13 protein-coding genes and 1 tRNA gene are annotated in these 18,147 nt (G+C 72.9%); 4 read left to right on the forward strand and 10 right to left on the reverse strand.

Annotated features, from left to right (window positions below; genetic code table 11):
• A complete protein-coding gene (locus ACFQRD_RS07940; RefSeq protein WP_377018253.1) occupies nucleotides 1-795 on the reverse strand; it encodes a Na(+)/H(+) antiporter subunit C in 795 nt (264 codons plus the stop codon).
• Nucleotides 785-3,709, reverse strand: a complete 2,925-nt coding sequence (locus tag ACFQRD_RS07945) for a Na+/H+ antiporter subunit A (protein ID WP_377803839.1) — start codon at nucleotides 3,707-3,709, stop codon at nucleotides 785-787. The genes ACFQRD_RS07940 and ACFQRD_RS07945 overlap by 11 nt, the downstream gene beginning before the upstream one ends.
• Before the next feature lie 136 nt (nucleotides 3,710-3,845).
• Between ACFQRD_RS07945 and ACFQRD_RS07950 the strand changes: the two genes are divergently transcribed.
• Nucleotides 3,846-5,225: an MFS transporter gene (locus tag ACFQRD_RS07950; protein ID WP_377018254.1), complete on the forward strand. Its 1,380-nt coding sequence runs from the start codon at nucleotides 3,846-3,848 to the stop codon at nucleotides 5,223-5,225.
• 64 nt (nucleotides 5,226-5,289) lie between these two features.
• Here ACFQRD_RS07950 and ACFQRD_RS07955 read toward each other — a convergent pair whose 3' ends face one another.
• The gene (locus ACFQRD_RS07955; protein WP_377018255.1) at nucleotides 5,290-6,111 is read right to left on the reverse strand and encodes a hypothetical protein; all 822 of its coding nucleotides are present in this window, start codon (nucleotides 6,109-6,111) and stop codon (nucleotides 5,290-5,292) included.
• Nucleotides 6,108-6,701, reverse strand: a complete 594-nt coding sequence (gene dcd / locus ACFQRD_RS07960; protein ID WP_377018256.1) for a dCTP deaminase — start codon at nucleotides 6,699-6,701, stop codon at nucleotides 6,108-6,110. Before dcd ends, ACFQRD_RS07955 begins: the two co-directional genes overlap by 4 nt.
• A gap of 255 nt (nucleotides 6,702-6,956) precedes the next feature.
• On the opposite strand from dcd, the gene ACFQRD_RS07965 reads away from it, so the two are divergent.
• The 3 genes from ACFQRD_RS07965 to ACFQRD_RS07975 all read left to right on the forward strand — a co-directional run bounded on the left by ACFQRD_RS07965 (nucleotide 6,957) and on the right by ACFQRD_RS07975 (nucleotide 8,682).
• Nucleotides 6,957-7,027 (forward strand) — tRNA-Gly (locus tag ACFQRD_RS07965).
• Between the two features lie 167 nt (nucleotides 7,028-7,194).
• On the forward strand, nucleotides 7,195-7,989 hold the full coding sequence (locus tag ACFQRD_RS07970) for an SDR family NAD(P)-dependent oxidoreductase (protein ID WP_377018257.1): 795 nt from the start codon (nucleotides 7,195-7,197) through the stop codon (nucleotides 7,987-7,989).
• 117 nt (nucleotides 7,990-8,106) lie between these two features.
• A complete protein-coding gene (locus tag ACFQRD_RS07975; protein WP_377018258.1) occupies nucleotides 8,107-8,682 on the forward strand; it encodes a TetR/AcrR family transcriptional regulator in 576 nt (191 codons plus the stop codon).
• Nucleotides 8,683-8,736: 54 nt separating this feature from the next.
• Here ACFQRD_RS07975 and ACFQRD_RS07980 read toward each other — a convergent pair whose 3' ends face one another.
• From ACFQRD_RS07980 to ACFQRD_RS08005, 6 genes are all read right to left on the reverse strand, one after another.
• Nucleotides 8,737-11,253: a pyrophosphatase gene (locus tag ACFQRD_RS07980; RefSeq protein ID WP_377803714.1), complete on the reverse strand. Its 2,517-nt coding sequence runs from the start codon at nucleotides 11,251-11,253 to the stop codon at nucleotides 8,737-8,739.
• Nucleotides 11,254-11,301: 48 nt separating this feature from the next.
• On the reverse strand, nucleotides 11,302-13,260 hold the full coding sequence (locus ACFQRD_RS07985) for a thioredoxin-like domain-containing protein (protein ID WP_377018260.1): 1,959 nt from the start codon (nucleotides 13,258-13,260) through the stop codon (nucleotides 11,302-11,304).
• Nucleotides 13,261-13,330: 70 nt separating this feature from the next.
• Nucleotides 13,331-14,011: an HAD family hydrolase gene (locus ACFQRD_RS07990; protein ID WP_377792980.1), complete on the reverse strand. Its 681-nt coding sequence runs from the start codon at nucleotides 14,009-14,011 to the stop codon at nucleotides 13,331-13,333.
• Entirely contained in the window at nucleotides 14,008-14,712 is a 705-nt protein-coding gene (locus ACFQRD_RS07995; protein WP_377792979.1) for an HAD family hydrolase, read from the reverse strand. Before ACFQRD_RS07995 ends, ACFQRD_RS07990 begins: the two co-directional genes overlap by 4 nt.
• Nucleotides 14,713-14,783: 71 nt before the next feature.
• Complete coding sequence (locus tag ACFQRD_RS08000) at nucleotides 14,784-16,082, reverse strand: O-acetylhomoserine aminocarboxypropyltransferase/cysteine synthase family protein (protein ID WP_377803715.1); 1,299 nt, start codon at nucleotides 16,080-16,082, stop codon at nucleotides 14,784-14,786.
• 149 nt (nucleotides 16,083-16,231) lie between these two features.
• Nucleotides 16,232-17,995: an ABC-F family ATP-binding cassette domain-containing protein gene (locus ACFQRD_RS08005; protein ID WP_377803716.1), complete on the reverse strand. Its 1,764-nt coding sequence runs from the start codon at nucleotides 17,993-17,995 to the stop codon at nucleotides 16,232-16,234.
• Nucleotides 17,996-18,147: the final 152 nt, after the last annotated feature.

The following is an 18,147-nucleotide window of genomic DNA, read 5'->3' on the forward strand; positions in this document are numbered from 1 at the left end:
TCACTCCTCCTCTCCGTCGGTGTGCTCGCGGCCCGGCGCGTGGGGCCTCGAGGCAGCGTCCGGGCCTGTGCGGGGGTCTGTGCCGGGGTCTGTGCCGGGGTCGGTGCCCGGGCCTGTGCCGGGGGCGGCTCCGGGATCAGCGCCCGTCCCGTGGCCGAGGTCCGACTCCGGGTCCGTCGCCGGGCCCGCCCCCGGGGCGTCGGCCGCGTGGTGCGCGCGGCGCGGGCCCCGACGGCGCACGGCCGGCCGGGGCGCCCGTGATTCGCCCTCGTCGGCCTCGGTGTGATCCTGCGGGACGTCCTGGGCCCCGGTGAGGTCCGAGCCCAACGGATCCCCGCCGGAGGGGGCGAAGCCCTGGGAGTGCATGAGCGCACCGCGCCGGGATTCCTCGGAGAGCACCTGGGACCACGGCAGGTCCTCGCTCCCCTCCGCGCGTCGGCGGCTGCGCCGCAGCACGCGGCGGTCCTCGACGTCGTCGGGCACCTCGTCGTGGCCGAACAGCTGCCAGGCCCGGTAGGCCAGGGCCACCCCGAAGGCCGTCATCCCCAGGGAGATCACGATCGCGGTGAGCACCATCGCGAACGGCAGCGGGTCCGTCATGGTCTCCGCCTCGCCGCTGCCCTGGAACGGGGGCCGGCCGGGTTCGCCGGCGGCGACGATGAACAGCACGTTCACGCCGTTGCCCAGCAGCACGAAGCCCAGCACCACGCGGGTCAGGGTGCGCTCGAGCACAAGGTAGACGCCGCAGGCGATGAGCACCCCGGCGATCAGCAGCAGAGTGAGGCTAACCGGCATCGGACTCGGCCTCCTGCTGCTGATCGATCTGGGCGCCCAGGGAGCGCAGGAAGTCGAGCATCACCCCGACCACCACCAGGTACACCCCGGTGTCGAACAGGAGGGCGCTGGGCAGGTGGACCTCGCCCAGCAGCGGCACCTCGAGCACGGGCGTCGCCGTGGCGAAGACGCTCCCGCCCAGCAGCACGGGCAGCGCCCCGGCGGCCACGGCCAGCACCATCCCGCTGCCCAGGACGAAGCCGGCCTGGACCGGTGCCGCCTCGGAGAGCTCGTAGCGGCCGCCGGCCAGGTAGCGCAGGGCCAGGGCGAGGCCCGCCACCAGGCCGCCGGCGAACCCGCCGCCGGGATGGTTGTGGCCGGCCATCAGCAGGTACAGCGAGAACATCATCATCAGCGGGAAGGCGATGCGGGTGACCACCTCGAGGATCACCATCCGCCGCTCGGGGGCCAGGGTGAGGCCGGCCGAGAGCCAGGTGCGCCAGCGGTTGCCCCCGGCGACGTCGTCCGGGCGGGCGTCGAAGTCCAGCGCGTTCTGCGGGAGGGCGGCATCGGAGCGGCGCCGCCAGATGGAGGCGCGCGGGTCCAGGTCCCGCACCCGGGAGATGGACGGTTCCCGCCGGGTGACGAAGATCAGCGAGGCGACTCCGGTGGCGACCACGAGCAGCACCGCGATCTCGCCCATGGTGTCCCACACGCGGGCGTCCACCAGCGCCACGTTGACGGCGTTGTGGCCCCCGCCGATCTCGTAGGCGGCCTCGATCAGGCCCGGCCCGAGCGCCGGGCCGGAGCGGGCGGCGGCGCCGTAGAGGGTCGCCCCGCACAGCACCACCGCGGTCGTGACCGCGATGGCCCAGCGTCCCCACGCCCCGATCCGCAGGGGCCGGCGGGAGAAGTGGATCGGCAGCCGGCGCAGCACGAGCACCAGCACCACCGTCATCGCGGTCTCGACCAGGACCTGCGTGGTGGCGACGTCCGGGGCGCCGGCGACCAGGAACAGCATCGCCACCGCGTACCCGGTCACGGAGATCAGGAACACCGCCCGCAGGCGACGACGGGAACGGGCCGCCCCCACGGCGGCGAGCGCCGCGACCGGCAGCACGATCAGTTCGAGGGGGTGGTGGAACAGCACCAGATTCGTCGGCACCGGAGTCAGCGTGATCGCCACGGGCACGACCACTGCGATCAGCACCAGCAGCATCGTGCCCAGGGTGTAGGGCAGCGAGCCCCTCTGGAACAGCGGGGTGACGGCGACCGAGAGGGAGTCGATCTTGCGCAGCAGCCGTCGGAACCCGCGCTCGGCGTCGATCCGGTCCAGCGCCTCCTCCCCGGCCCAGCGCTGCGGGGAGACCTGCTTCTGGAACCTCGCGAAAGGCCTGGCGGCCACGCACAGCACCACCCCGAGGCCGAGGGTGAGCACCGAGGCCAGCAGGGGCACCCCCGGGGACGGCACCACCGCCAGGTGCACGGTCTCCCCGGCCGCGGGCACAGCGGCGGCCACCGCGGCGACGATCTCCTCGACCCGTCCCGAGGCCGCCGCCAGCGCGACGGATCCCAGGGCGACGACCGCGGGCGGCAGCCAGAACAGCGCCGGGATCCTCGCGCGCTGGACCGGTGGGGCGCCCGGAGCGACCCCGAAGGCACCGGCCACGAAGCGCCAGGAGTACGCGACGGTCAGGATGGAACCGGCGACCAGGGCGGCCAGCAGCAGCCGATGCCAGCCCCCGCCCTCCCAGAGCGCGGCGTACAGCGCCTCCTTGGCGACGAAGCCGAACAGCGGCGGCACCGCAGCCATCGACGCGGCGGAGACCACGCCGATCAGGGCGACCACCGGCGCGACCCTCCACACCCCTGAGAGGATCCGCAGGTCGCGGCTGCCGAACTTCTTGTCGATGATCCCGACGACCATGAACAGCGGCGCCTTGAACACGGCGTGGGCCACCAGCATGCCCATCGCCGCCAGCAGCGCGTCGTGAGTGGCCAGGCCTGCCACGGCCGAGAGGAAGCCGAGCTGGGAGACGGTGCCGTAGGCCAGCAGCAGTTTGAGGTCGGTCTGGCGCAGCGCGCGCCAGCCGCCGAGCAGCATGGTGGCGGCCCCGAGCACGGCGATCAGGACGCTGATCGCCTCCAGGTGGGTCAGTGCCGGACCCAGCCGCACGATCAGATAGATGCCGGCCTTGACCATGGCCGCCGCATGCAGATATGCGGAGACCGGCGTGGGCGCCGCCATCGCTCCGGGCAGCCAGAAGTGCGTGGGCACCAGTGCCGATTTGGTCGCGGCCCCCGCCAGGATCAGCAGCACGGCCAGGGCGAGGCCCGGCCCCGCGTCGGCCCAGATCGGCGCGGCCACGATGGTCGAGATCCGCAGCGACCCGGCCGCGGCGGCGAGCATCAGCAGCCCCACGAGCATCGCCAGACCGCCCGCGGTGGTGGAGATCAGGGCGTTCAGCGCCGCCCGGCGCGAGGCCTGCTTGTCCTGATAGTGACCGATCAGCAGGTAGGAGAAGACGGTGGTCAGCTCCCAGAACGTGTAGAGGACCAGCACGTCGTCGGCCAGCACCAGGGCCACCATCGCGCCCGCGAACGCCGTGAGCACTCCCGCGAATCGGCCCAGTCCCGGCTCGTTGTCCTGGAAGTACCGCGCGCAGTAGAGCAGTACCAGCGCTCCGATGCCGGTGGCGATCATCGCCATCACCCAGCTCAGCGGGTCCAGGCGGAAGGCGAGGTCGATGCCGAGTGCCGGAACCCAGGGCACCGACGCGTCCAGCGGCGCCTCGGGAAGGGCGGCCGGGTCGATCGTGGCCAGCCACACCGCCGAGGCGCCCGGCACCGCGGCCAGGAGGAAGAAGGCTCCGCGCCCCATCGCCCGCACCAGCCCCGGCCCGAGAAGGGCGGCCACCAGATGGGCCAGGAGCATCGTGTACACGCAGTCTCCGTCCATCGTGTGCGCGGAAGAGGGGCTCCCGGCATTCTACGGGAGCGCGTTCAGAGTTCTCCGAGAGTCGACGGCGGACCTGCGCTCACGCCCGCCGCCGGCTCCGTAGAGTGAGTGCATGGTCACCACTCCGCCCGACCGCGACCCGGTCGCGCCGGACACCGCCCCTCGCTCCCTCCGTCGCTCGGTCGTCTCCTTCGCGCTGTGGGACGGCGGGATGTCCGCCTTCAGCTCCGTGATCCTCACCTTCGTCTTCGCCACCTATGTCGCCAGCGCGGTCGCCGCGGAGGGCGCCGTCGGCGAGGAGGCGGTCAAGGCCGCTCAGGACCACGGGTCCCAGGTCCTCACCACCTGGCAGTCGATCGGGGCCGTGGCGATCGCCCTGCTCGCACCGCTGCTGGGCAATCTCGCCGACAGCGGCGGCGCCCGCAACGCGCTGCTGCGCATCACCACCCTGGCCACGGTGGCCACGATCGCGCTGATGCCGCTGGTGGCCCTGGATTCGGACTTCCTGACGCTGGGTGCGGTGCTGATCGCGCTGGCCGTGGTCTTCAGCGAGCTCGCCGGGGTGTTCGTCAACTCCGTGCTGCCGGAGATCTCCACCCCGGACAACCGCGGCCGCGTCTCCGGCACCGCGTGGGCCGTGGGCTATTGGGGCTCGATCGTGTGCCTGGGGCTGGTGCTGGTGCTGTTCGTGATGCCCGGCACCGGCCTGCTGGGGATCACCGGGGACGAGGGCTGGAACCTGCGGGCGATCCCGCTGTTCGTCGCGGCCTGGATCCTGATCGGCACGCTGCCGCTGATGATCTGGGCGCCCGCGCACCGTGCCTCCGCCCCCGGCCAGAGGTGGACGCCCCTGCAGGGGTACGCGAGCATCGTGCGTCGCGTGCTCCGCGCATTCCGCGAGGAGCCGGTGATGCTGCAGTACCTGGTGGCCTCCGCGATCTACCGTGACGGCCTGGGGGCCGTGTTCTCCATCGCCGGGGTGCTCGCGGCCAACGCCTACGGCTTCGACACCGTCGGCATCATCGTCTTCGGCATCGCCGCGAACCTGGTGGCCGGCTGCGGCGTCTTCCTCGGCGGGCGGGTCGACGACCGCGTCGGCCCGCGGCCGGTGATCATCGCCGGCTGCCTCGGGATCATCGTGCTGGGCCTGGTGGTGCTGTTCTTCGGCTCGACGCTGGTGTTCTGGGTGGCCGGCCTGGCCATCTGCCTGTTCGTCGGCCCGGTGCAGTCCGCCTCGCGGAACCTGCTGACGCGCCTGTCCCGGCCCGGCCGCGAGACCGAGAACTTCGGCCTGTACGCGACCACCGGCCGGGCCCTCGGGTTCCTGGGGACCGCCGCGTTCGCCGCCACGGTCGCGATCTTCCAGGACACCCGCACCGGCATCCTGGGGATCGTGCTGGTGATGACGGTGGGCCTGGTCGCCTTCCTGCCGATCCGGCTCGGCGCCGCCGGGAAGGCGCCCGCCGCGTTCACGGAGCCCGCCCGCTCCTGAGGTCGAGGGAGCCGGTCGATCCACGGGCCGGCGACCGGTCGTGCCGGCCGCGTTCCGGGTCGGGTCAGGCCAGGTCCGCGGGGTCGACGAGGAAGCCCTCGAGGTCCACGACGTAGCCGCCGACGGTCTCGGTCAGCAGACCGGCGATCAGCCCGATGCGCCGGTAGGCGAGGGACCAGCGCTCCGCCGTCTCGGCGTCGGGGATCTCGATCTCGTCCTCCCCGTCGTCAGCGGGCAGATGCACCAGCGCGTAGTCGACCGCGTCGTCCAGCCAGCCGAGGGCGGCCAGCGCCGTCGGCCGCGAGCTGCGGCCCACCCGCACGGCGATCTCATCGCCGGCCGGCAGCGGGATCGTGAGGCTGTAGCCGCTGCGCGGGGTCTCCTCGGGCACCTCGTCGAGCTCGGCCTCCGGCTCCAGCGGCGCCAGCAGCTGGGCGAGGGACTCCGGTGCCAGGGCATGGGGGCTGACCACGGTCAGGTCCCGCACGTGGAAGGGGTGCGGCTCGAGGCGGACGCCGCCGTCGGTGACCACCGCCCCGAACAGCCGGCGACCCAGCGACCAGGCCAGGTCCAGAGCCCGGCGCTCCACGCCGAACGGCAGGCCGTCCGGGAACGCCCGCCCGTAGCCATGGGAATCGCTGAACCCGTCGGGCACCGGATCCTCACGCACCCGCGGGGTGTCCACGGTCCAGCGGCCCGCGCCGCGCGGCGAACGGTCCGGCAGCAGGCGGACGTCCTCGCCGAGGTCGATGACACCGTCCTCGTCGAGCTCGGCGTGCGGGCGCACGTTGCGCACCATGGCCAGCACATCCGCTGCAACGGTGTCGCGGGGAAGCTGGAGGCGGTGACCGGTGCGGTCCGCGTCGGGAACGCCGGCGTCGCTCACTGGTCCTCCTCCACGGAGATCCGGGTGCGGTGGAAGTTCCGGGCCGAGCGCGACGGGGTGGGGCCCCGCTGGCCGAGGTACCGGTTGAGGTTGCCCGCACTGCCGTAGGGCCGCTCCGACGGACTGGAGAGGCGGAAGAAGCACAGCTGACCGATCTTCATGCCGGGCCACAGCGCCACCGGCAGCGTGGCCATATTCGACAGCTCCAGGGTGATGTGCCCCTGGAAGCCCGGGTCGATGAACCCGGCGGTCGAATGCGTGAGCAGGCCCAGGCGACCCAGCGAGCTCTTGCCCTCCAGCCGGGCGGCGACGTCCTCCGGCAGCGTGATCTGCTCATAGGTGGAAGCCAGGACGAACTCCCCCGGGTGCAGCATGTACGGCTCCTCGGGGGCGACCGCGACCTCCCGGGTGAGCTCGGCCTGCTCCACGGCGGGGTCGATCATCGCGTACTTGTGGTTGTCGAACAATCGGAAGTAGCGGTCTATCCGCACGTCCACGGACGCCGGCTGGATCATGGCGTCGTCGAAAGGATCCAGGCGTACTCGCCCGGCCTCGATCTGGCCCCGGATATCACGATCGCTCAACAGCACGGCGTCAGCCTAACCGCCGCGCACCGGAGACGGCACCGTGTCCCAGCGGACTCCCCCGCCGGCCGACGGGCGTCTCCGCGCCGACGGGCGCCCTCGCAGCACCGGGCGCCCCCGGGCCGCCCCCGCGGGTGCGTCAGGCCGGTCACGGTCTGTCCTCCCGGTTCGCGAGCACCGCGGCGGACGGGTTATGCTGGCGTGCGTTCGCTGAGGCGGCGATGATCCCCGACGGGGACACGATGCCGGTCGCGGCGATTCGCGGGTGTAGTTCAATGGTAGAACTTCAGCTTCCCAAGCTGACAGCGCGGGTTCGATTCCCGTCACCCGCTCTCATGTGTTCCCCGCCGGCCGGGCACGGCTGCCCGCCGGCGAGGCGCGGCCCGTCCCACCGGCCATCAGGCCGAGCACCGCTGCTCACCTCCCCCGTCGGCCGCATCGCGTGATGTGATGGCCCCGTACGACTCGAGAGACAACTCGGAACGTGGGAGGCGCAGATATGCACATCGACCTCAGCGGCAGGACTGCACTGGTGACGGCCTCGTCCGGCGGGATCGGCCTCGCGATCGCCGACGGGCTCGCCCGGGCCGGCGCCCAGGTGGTCGTCAACGGCCGCACTCCGGATTCCCTCGAGCGCGCCGTGGCGCGGATCCAGGAACATGGCGGTCCGGGGTCGGCCCGGGGCGTGGTCGCGGATGCCGCCACGTCGGACGGTGCGCAGGAGCTGGCCGAATCCGCCGGAGAGGTCGACATCCTCGTCAACAATCTCGGCATCTTCGAGTCCATGGACGCGCTCGAGATCGATGACGAGCAGTGGCGGCGGTACTTCGAGGTCAACGTCCTCTCCGCGATCCGCCTGACGCGGATGCTGCTGCCGGCGATGATGGACCGCGGCTGGGGGCGCGTGCTCAGCATCGCCTCCGACTCCTCCCTCGCGATCCCCGCCGAGATGATCCACTACGGCACCTCGAAGACGGCTCTGCTGGGCGCCTCGCGCGGCTTCGCGAAGACGGCCGCCGGCTCGGGCGTGACCGTCAACGCCGTCATGGCCGGGCCCACCCACACCGAGGGCGTCGAGGAGTTCGCGCGCTCCCTCGTCGGTGATGAGCTGCCGTGGGACGAGGCCCAGCGCCGGTTCATGCGCGAATACCGCCCGCAGTCCCTGATCCAGCGACTCATCGAACCCGAGGAGATCGCCAACATGGTCGTCTACCTCGCCTCGCCGCTGGCCTCCGCCACCACCGGCGGCACGGTGCGCGTCGACGGCGGCTACGTCGACGCGATCATTCCCTGAACGGATCCAGGAACGGGTCCGTCTCATCGCACCTCCCGGCGCGGTAGCGGCATGACCAGCGCACGCGGCCGGCCGATGGTCTGGCCCCCGGGATCTGTCGGGGTGTAAGAATGCGTCATGCCCAAGATCATCGGAGGGTCGCTCGAGGAGCACCGCGAACGCACCCGCGAGAAGATATTCGCCGCACTCGCCGAGCTGCTGGAGACCCAGGACTTCGAATCGATCACGCTCTCGAAGATCGCCGGTGCGGCCGGAGTCGGCCGCACCGCGATGTACAACCACTTCCCGGACCGCGAGACCCTGCTGGTGGAGTACGCGATCCATGAGACCGCCGACTACATCGCGCAGCTGCGGGCGGGGGTGAGCGACTCCGCCTCCCCGCGTGATGCGGCGGTCGCGTATGTGCGCACCCAGCTCGAGCTGACGGTCTCGTTCCACATGCCCCATTCGGCGGGCGCGACGTCGCTGAGCGAGGAGACCGCGGCGCGCATGCGCGAGCACGTGCTGATGATCGAGGACGTGCTGCGCGGGATCGTGCGCGAGGGTGTGGACCAGGGTGACTTCGCGGCGGATCTCGATGTCGATGCCACCGTGCGGATCATCAACGCGCTGCTGGTGGGCTCTGCCGCGCGCCGGTTCTCGCGGCCCGCTCTGGAGCAGTTCGTGCTGCGGGGCCTCGGCGCCGACACATGACGGTGGCGGCGGACCCCGAGGGGGCCGCCGCCACCGTCATCATCGGGACGTGGCTCAGTCGGAGGCCGAGTCCGAGCTCCTGTTCTTCTCCCCGGTGCCTGCGGAGGCCTTCCCACTGCCCTTGCGGCGCTTGCTGCGCTTGGAACGGGCGGGCGCGGCGGCCACCGGGACCTGGTCGACGTTCTCGGCGTCGTCCTCCCAGTCCATCGCGTCCAGGGTGTCCGTGGCCTCCTCCTCGTCGCGGGCGAACAGCGGGCGGGAGATCTCGCCCTCCCCGTCCTCGAGGTCGACCTCCGGAGCGGTCGCAGCGATCACCCAGCAGGTCAGCACGATGATCAGCGCGATCACGGCGATGCCCCAGCGCAGGTAGGGGCTGGTGCCGTCGGTGCTCATGCTCACCACGGAGCTGACCGCGAGCGCGGAGAGCACGGACGTGGCCAGCAGCAGCGGCAGGGCCACAGAGCCGACCGCGGCGCGCAGGGTGCCGGTCAGCACGGCGCCGCCGAGAGCCCCGGAATGCCCCCACGAGCCCGGCCCGCCGTAGCGGCCCTGGCCGATCACCGCCGCTGCGCTGTCCATGGTGGATGCGGAGCCCAGCGACCACAGGCCCAGTCCGGTGGCGGTCAGGACCACACCGACCACGAGGCCCGGCAGCGCGGCGGCGCCCAGTCCGAACCCGGCGACGAGCGGCATCAGCACGATCAGCACGACCGGGGTCAGCACGGCGCGCCGGACCATCTCGGGCATGTCGGGCAGAGCCACCCCGCTGCGGTTCTCGAGGATCGAGGCTCGGGTCTCGACGACCGCGTTCGCGCCGAGCCGGCGGGCGCCGTCCAGCAGCGACGCGGTCACGAGCAGCACGGTGACCGCGCCCAGTCCGACTCCGCCCAGCAGCGGCAGGGAGAGCGGGGTGAGGGCGTGCAGGGTGCGGTCCTCCCACACGGTCGCCGCACGCGGGGCGACCTGGAGCGCGGTGACGATGGGACCCAGCGCCGCCAGGCCGGTGAGGCAGCCTGCCAGCAGCAGCACGCCGCGCGGCCCGGTGGCGGAGGTGGCGCCGGCATCGCGCAGGCCGCGCTCGGCCTCGGGGCGGTCCACCAGGGTCGGCGCGATCAGCGAACCGGCGTACCCCGCGGCCACCACCAGGGCGCCGAGCCCGGCGTAGGCCAGCAGAGCGAGAGCGAGGCCGGGCACGCCGGCGCTGAGCACGTTGAGCACGGCGCCGACGATCAGCATCAGGGCGAGGGAGCCGGCGGCGACCAGGGCGGTCGAGCCCAGGCCCGCGGTGACGCCGAGCGCCCCACCGGTGCGGCTGGTGCGGGCCGCGCGCAGCACGGTGCCCCCGAACCGGTGGCCGGTGCCGCCGAGGAGGACCACCACGGCGAGCGCGGCGAGCACGCCGAGGCCCAGGGCCGCGGCGACCACGGCGCTCGGGGAGACCGTGTACAGGGTCAGCACGTCGAGGAAGGCTCCCGCGTCCCGGGAGTCGTCGGTCTGGGAGACCCACTGGCCCATGTCGCCCACGGCCTCTTCGATCTGCGGCTCGAGCTGCTCGCGCGGCAGCGGGTCGGGCCCGGCCACGGCCTGGTCGGTGAAGTTCTCCATGCCGGCCTGGACGAATCGCAGGTCCTTGTACTGCGAGGGCAGCCACAGGGCAGCGGCGACGACGGTGCCGGCGCCGCCGAGCACGGCGGGGATCAGCCCGCCCAGCTGGAGAGCGCTGCGCTCGCGGCCGGGCCCGCCCGGGTGCGGGATGACGGCGCTCGCACCGGCGGCGAGCATCGCCACTCCGAGGGCGAGCAGCACCACCAGGATGCCCTCGGCGGCCAGCACGGGCACGCCGAGGATGACGCCGACGGCGGCGCCCGCGGTGGCCAGAGCCACCAGGTCGGCGCTGAGAGCGGCCCCGCGGCGGAACATGCGGGAGGTGCGCAGATGGGGTGCGCCGAGGTTGTCGGTGTCGTCGGCGGCGATCTCGTGCTCGTCGGTCCCCACGAGGATCGCGGAGGCGGAGGCGGCGGTGTCCAGCGGCGCGGCAGCCACCCGGATCGCGAACGCCGAGATCGCGGCGCCCCCGGCCAGGGCCATCAGCGCGGCCGAGCCGCTGGCGTGGGTGAACCACACGACGATGGCGACCGGCAGGATCGCCAGCGCGAGCGCGCCCGTGACCGTCAGGGCGCCGAGGCGGTTGATCAGCGCGGGGCGTCGCTCCGCATCGACCCCGAGCGCGGCGAGCTGGATCGCGAGGCCGCGCCAGGCGGCGAGCGGGCCGAGCAGAAGACCCACCAGCATCATCACCGAGCGCAGGATGCGGTCATCCGTCGAGCCCGGGACCAGGTAGAGCAGCACCACGGCGGGCACGCCGACCCACAGGATGATCGAGCCGGACGAGGCCAGATGCACGCCCAGGCGACGTCCGAGCCCGGCGTCGACCTCGGGGCTGTCCTCGTCGCGGCGCAGGCGGCTGGGGACGACGGCTCCGGCCACCAGGGCGACCAGGGAGAGCACCCCCAGCACCAGCAGGGTCACGGCGATGTCGTCGCCCAGGGGGAATTGCGTGATCAGATCCAAGAGAGATGCTTCCGACGACGGGGCTCGGTGGAGTCGGCCTGTGGCGACTCAGGCGAGCAGGGACAGATCCAGGTGGGTGGGTGCGCCCTCGACGATCCGGATCGGGACTCCCCAGTCCTGCTGGTGCATGTGGCAGGCGGGGAACTCGACGGCGGGGTCGGCATCGCAGGATGCGGCGCGCGCATTGACGTGCAGAACGCCCTCACCGTAGGCGGGATCCAGCTCGATCGTGCGCTCCAGGGGCGTGTCGACCCCTCCGCCGCTGGTCAGCATGGCGGACGGCGTGGTGGACACGGTGACCTGGGTGGAGGGCCCGAGGGAGTCGTCGAGCTTGTGGCCCTCGGGCGGGGTGAACAGCACACGGAGCGTGATCGGGCCCGGACCCATCTCGGTCACCGGGCGTTCGGAGCGCTGGGCGCCCTCGTCGATGACCCGCTCGGCGGCCTTGGCCACGGGGACCCAGGTGACGCGGTGGGCGCCGGACTCGACGACGATCAGCTGGCCGATGCCGTCGACCGGGGGGCCGACGATCGCGTCGGACGGCTCCTTGAGGTCGGTGGCGACCGTCACGACGGTCACGGCGGCGACGGGCGGGGTCTCCTCCCCGTCGGCGTCGACCTCCCCGGAATGCTCCTCGATGAGGCGGATGGCGCCGTTGTAGGTGTCCGCCACGGCGATCCGGCCGTCGGGCAGGGCGGTCACGCCCAGCGGGTGCTGGAGACGGGCGACGCCGTCCGGACCGGCGGGGCCGTCGACATGGCCGAAGTCGAACAGCCCCTCGCCGACGAGGGTGCTCACGAGCATCGTGTGCGGGTCCAGCGTCCGCACCGCCGAGCTCTCGGCATCGGCGACGACGAGACGACCGTCGGGCAGCTCGTCGACCCCGGAGGGCTGTGCCCACCAGGAGGTGACGGCGGGGCCGTCCACGAGGCCCTCCTGCGTGGTGCCGGCGAGCACCATCAGAGCCCCGGTGACGGGGTCGAAGGTCCATATCTGGTGGATGCCGGCCATGGCGATCACGGCGCGGGAGAGCACGTGCGACCAGGTCAGGTCCCACGGGGTCGAGAGGGCATACCCACGGGCATCGCCCTCGCCGCGGGGCAGGGGCTCGCCCTGCATCCACTGCGCTCCGGAGCCGGCGACGGTGTGCACCTCGGTGGCGGTCCGTGAGCGCAGCAGTCGGTCCTGGCCGACCTTCACGCCGCGCAGCGTGTGGCCGGCGGTATCGGCCACCAGCAGGTCGTAGCCGACCTCGGCGGCGACCTCGTCGGGCAGGGCGAGGACGCCGTTGGGCTCGGCGAACTGAGCGCGCTCCCCCTCCCCGTCCACGTGCCCGCGGTGACCGGTGCCGATGATCTCGTCGACGGTCACGCCGTCGTTCTGGAAGACCACCAGACGGTGCTGGCCGGCGTCGGAGACGACCAGACGGCCATCGGGCAGGGTGGTGAGCTTGGAGGGGAAGCGCAGGGTCTGCTGGGGCCGTTCGGCGATCACGGTGGGGGCCGGTCCGCGGCGCAGCGAGCCGTCGGCCTCGCCCTCGCCGACGAGCCGCTCGATGAGCGCGTCGAGGTTCGCGGCATGGCCCTCGCCGGAGAGGTTCCCCGCGATGCGGCCCTGGGTGTCCAGGACCATCAGGGTCGGCCAGGCGCGGGCACCGTACTCGGTCCACGTCTCCAGCTCGGGATCGTCGATGACGGGGTGATCGACCTCGTAGCGCTCGATGTTCGCGGCGAGCGCGTCGGGGTCCTTCTCGAACTCGAACTTCGGGGAGTGGACGCCGACCACGACGAGCTCGTCGGCCCACTTCTCCTCCAGCGGCCGCAGCTCATCGAGCACGTGCAGGCAGTTCACGCAGCAGAACGTCCAGAAGTCCAGCAGCACGATCTTGCCGCGCAGGGCCTCCAGGTCGAGTTCGGCGCCACCGGTGTTCAGCCAGCCGCGGCCGCGCAACGGGGAGCCGTGGGCGCGGGCGGTCAGCGGCGCAGAGGGGTCGGAGGGTGTGGTCATGGGGACCAGTGAACACCGCGTCGATGGGCAGTGGCCAGTCGGCGTGACATGCGTGGACTTCGCCTCATGGTCACCAGGTCTCGATCCATGCGGCCAGGTCGGGGTCGGTCAAGTCCTCGAGCACCAGGTCAGCCGGAGGCGCAGGGTGCCCCGAAGTGGGCACCGCGATCAGACGCAGACCGGCGTCACGGGCGGCGCGTGCGCCGGTGCCGGAATCCTCGAGAGCGAGCGTGTCCCCCGGCGCGACGCCGAGAGCGCGGGCCGCCGCGGCGTACATGTCCGGGGCGGGCTTGCCGCGTTCGACGGTGTCGGAGGCCTCGAGCACGGCGAAGTGCTCTCGGAGCCCGCCGAGGGTGAGCTTGTGCTCGAGCGCCTCGAGCCAGGAGTTCGAGGCGCATCCCAGCGGGACGCGGGCCCCGGCCCGCCGCACGATCTCCTCGGCGCCCGGCATCACGCGGATCGCGCCGGCCAGTTCGCGCTCGAACTCCCGGTGCAGATCGTCCAGGACCCGCTGCTCCTCGGCGCGGGCCCTGCGGGCGATCAGGGCCGCGGCGACCTGGATGGTCGAGCCGTGCAGCTCGGCGTGGTCCTCGTCCTCCAGCGTCGCCTGCACCCCGGCCACGACACTGTCCTGAGCGCGCTGCCAGACCCTCTCGGTGTCCAGCAGCAGTCCGTCGCAGTCGAAGACGACCGCCCGCGGAGTCCAGTCCCCGAAGGCCTCCGTGAACCGGGCCGGGGCCGCGACGCTCATCGGGTGCTCTCCCAGCCGGCGATCCAGTCGGCCAGCACCGCGTCGGTCAGGGAGCTGAGCCGGCGCGGGGCCCGCGGATCCTGCCCGGGGATCGAGGGGACCGCGATCAGCTGCAGCCCGGCGGCCAGTGCCGCCTCGGCCCCGGTCTCCGAGTCCTCGAATCCGAGGCAGTCGGCGGGATCGGCCCCCAGGGCGCGCGCCGCGGCGAGGTAAATCTCCGGGGAGGGCTTGGGGGCGGCGACGTCCTCGATGGCGATCGAGACGTCCACGACGTCGGCGATGCCGAGCTCGGCCAGCTTGACCTCCAGCATCTCCCGCGGGGAGTTGGAGGCCACGGCGACCGGCTTCACGCCGGCGATGGTTCGCAGCGTCTCGAGCGCCCCGGGCAGCGGGGTGAGCTTCTCCCCGATGGTGCTGCGATGCTCCTCGAGGAGCTCGCGGCCCACCAGCTGGGGATCCTTGCCGACGGCCTCGGCGATGGCGAGGACGACGATCTCGGCGGCCCGGCCGGTCAGGGCGCGCCGCGCCTCCGGGTCCAGCGCCGCGCCGTGCCGGGCGAGGTAGTCCTCCTGCAGCAGCACCCAGCGGCCTTCGGTGTCCACCAGCAGCCCGTCGCAGTCGAAGATCACGGCGCTCGGGGTCCACACCGGTGGCCAGCGATCGAGCGGGACGGACGGCAGGGGCGCGGGCTGGTTGCTCATGATGTGCCCAGCGTATCCAGCTCGCCTGGCCGGCGGCACAACGGCCGCAGTCGTGCTCCGCCCCTGCCGGCTCACGCGGAGACGGCGGCCAGTCCCTGCTCGAGGTCGGCGAGGATGTCGTCGATGTGCTCGATGCCGACGCTGAGCCGCACGAAGCCGGGTTCGACGCCGGCGGCGCGCTGCTCGGCTTCGCTCAGCTGCGCGTGGGTGGTCGAGGCCGGGTGGATCACCAGCGAGCGCACGTCACCGATGTTGGCGACGTGGGAGTGCAGGGTCAGGGCGTCGACGAAGCGCCGGCCGGCCTCGACCCCGCCGGGCAGGACGAAGCCCAGCACGCTGCCGGCGCCCTTGGGGAGGTACGTGTCCGCCGTCGCCTTGTAGGGCGAGGACTCCAGCGACGCCCAGGTCACCGAGGACACCCGCTCGTCGGCCTCGAGGAAGGCGGCGACCCGGCGGGTGTTGGCCAGGTGGCGCTCCATGCGCAGCGGCAGCGTCTCCAGGCCCTGCCCGATGAGGAAGGCGTTGAACGGGGAGATGGCCGGCCCCAGGTCGCGCAGCAGGTTGGTGCGGGCGCGGGTGGCGAAGGCGGCGGGCACCGTGGAGAAGACCAGCCCGTTGTAGGACTCGTCGGGCTGGGTGAACTGCGGGTACTTCTCGGCGTGGGCCGTGAAGTCGAAGCTGTCACCGTCGACGATGACGCCGGCGATCGAGGTGCCGTGGCCGCCCAGGAACTTGGTGGCGGAATGGACGACGACGTCCGCCCCGTGCTCGAGCGGCCGCAGCAGGAAGGGGGTGGCCACCGTGTTGTCCACCACCAGCGGCACACCGACCTCGTGCGCGACGTCGGCGATCGCGCGCAGGTCGGGCAGGTCGTGCTTGGGGTTGGGGATGGACTCGACGAAGAAGGCCCGGGTGGTCTCGTCGGCCGCGGCCCGCCAGGACTCGGGGTCGGTGGGGTCCTCGATCCACTGCGGGGTGATCCCGAGCCGGGACAGGGTGTGCTTGAAGAGGTTGAACGAGCCGCCGTACAGGCTCGGGGAGACGGCCACGGAGTCCCCGGCGCCGGCCAGGTTGAGGATCGACAGGCTGATCGCGCTCTGGCCGGAGGCGACCAGGAGCCCGGCCGCGCCGCCCTCGAGCGCGGCGATCCGGTCCTCGACCGCTGCCTGGGTGGGATTGGTGATGCGGGTGTAGATCGGAGCGGCCTCGGCCAGGGCGAAGCGGTCCGCGGCCGATTCCGCGCTGGGGAAGACGAAGCTCGTCGTCTGCTGGATCGACAGGGCGCGAGCCCCGGAGCCCGGATCCGGCTCCTGCCCGGCGTGGATGGCGAGGGTCTCGAACTGCTGCGGTGTCGCGGACGTGTCGGTCATGGCGCTCCTCCTGAGAACGGGGTCGAGTTCACAGTGACGCACCGCGGCGAGCGACGCCGACCTCCGTGAACTCGTGTGACGCCACCGGCCGGACGGTGGAAGACCGACGGTGCCGCAGCTGATGCCGCCTACCGACCACGCAGGGCGGGTCATGCCAGCTCGAGCACCTCGCCCTGCCAGCGCTTGCGCAGCCAGCGATCATGGGAGGCGATCAGCACCGTGCCGTTCCAGTCCTGCAGGGCCTGCTCGAACCGGGTGGCGGTGACCAGGGCCAGGTGGTTCGTGGGCTCATCGAGCACCAGCAGCTCGGGCGGATCCAGCAGGAGGGCTGCGAGCATCACGCGGCGCAGCTGGCCGCGGGAGAGCTGATCGAGCGGCCGGGAGAGGTCGCGGGGGTGGACCAGGCCGAACAACTCGGGCACGGCGCCGTCCTCGAGCGGAAGCTGGGCGGAGCCAGTCGCTGCGGCGCGCAGGTGCTCATCGACGGTGCGCCCCGGGATCGCCTCGTCGTCCTGCCCGAGGTGACCGATGCGCAGACCGCGGGGCCGGTCGATGCTGCCCGCCGTCGGCTCGAGCGCCCCGGTCACCGTGTCCAGCAGAGTCGACTTCCCCGACCCGTTGGGCCCGGTGACCAGCAGCCGCTGACCGGCGGCGAGGCTGAACGAGGTCGGCGCGAGGCGGCCGGAGACCGCTGCCCGGCTCGCCGTCACCAGCACGGCACCGTCCGCTCCCCCGCCACCCCGCCGCAGGGCCGACGGCAGGTGGGTGAAGTGCAGCTCGGCCGGGGGCTTGCGCACCTGCTCCGCCTCGAGCTGCTCGAGGCGGGCCCGGGCCTCCCGCAGTCGCCGCGAGACGGTCTTGGCGTTGCGGTCGGCGTAGAACTTCTTGGCGGCCCTGGCCTCGGTGCGCGGGCCCCGGCGCGCGTGGCCTACCTCCGCCGAATCCGTGACCGCCCGGCGCAGGGAGGTCAGCTCCTCCTGTTCGGCGCGGAACCGGTGCTCCCACCGCTCCCGCGCCTCGAGACGGGCCAGCAGGTACTCGGAGAATCCCCCGGTGTACAGCGTCAGCCCGCCCGGCGCGGAGGCCACGGGGCTCTCGGCGAGGTCCAGGTCGAGCTGGGCGAGCGTGGCGTCGTCGAGGAAGGCCCGGTCGTGGCTGGCGATGAGCACGGGCCCCGGATGCTCGTGGATCGCGGAGGCCAGGAACGCGGCCCCGTCGTCGTCGAGATGATTGGTGGGCTCGTCCAGCAGCCACGTCGTGGGGCGGGCGATGAGGAGATGGGCGAGGGCGAGCCGCTCCCGCTGGCCGCCGCTGATCCGGTCGAGTCGGGTGCTCCGGCCCGGGCCGTCGAGATGGAGACCGGCCAGGACCGTCTCGGCGCGGCGGTCGGCGTTCCACACGTCGGCCAGAGTCGCCTCGGCCAGCAGCCGGTCGTATCGGCGGGCCGCCTCGGGGGCCGGCCCACCGGTCCCGCCGGCGAGCGCCTCCCCTGCCCGCGCGAGCTCGCGCTCCAGGCGGCGGGAGCGGGCCAGCGCATCGGCGACGACGTCGGCGAGGGTGGCGGACGCCGGGAACGGCAGCTCCTGGTGGAGCAGGCCGACGGGGCCGGGCGCTGAGACGGTCCCGCCCTCGGGCTGCAGGGCACCGGCGAGGATGCGCAACAGCGTGGACTTGCCGCTGCCGTTCTCCCCGAGCAGGCCGGTGGGGCGTCCCGCGGGCACCACGAGACTGATATCGGTCAGCACGCGCCGGTCGGGAAAGGAGAAGGAGATCCCCTCGGCGCGCAGGTGCAGGGCGGGGTCCGCGGCCGCGGCTCCGGCGACGGAGGACGCGGCTGCTCCGGCGACGGAGGGCGCGGTGGCCCCGGCGGCGGATCGATCGGTCGGGGCGGTGGGACGGGGATGCGAGGGCATGGATCAGCTCCTGGTCGCGGGACGCGGCGATGGACGGGGCTGATCAGATGCGCACGGGGCGAGTCTAGGAGTGGCGCGGGAACGGCGTCGACCGGTTTTCCCGGCGAAGCTTTCTCCCGGCTCGCTCTGTGCACGGAGGGCCCCGGCACCCA

This window comes from Brachybacterium sp. GCM10030268 (assembly GCF_042666305.1).
Classification (GTDB): Bacteria; Actinomycetota; Actinomycetes; order Actinomycetales; family Dermabacteraceae; genus Brachybacterium.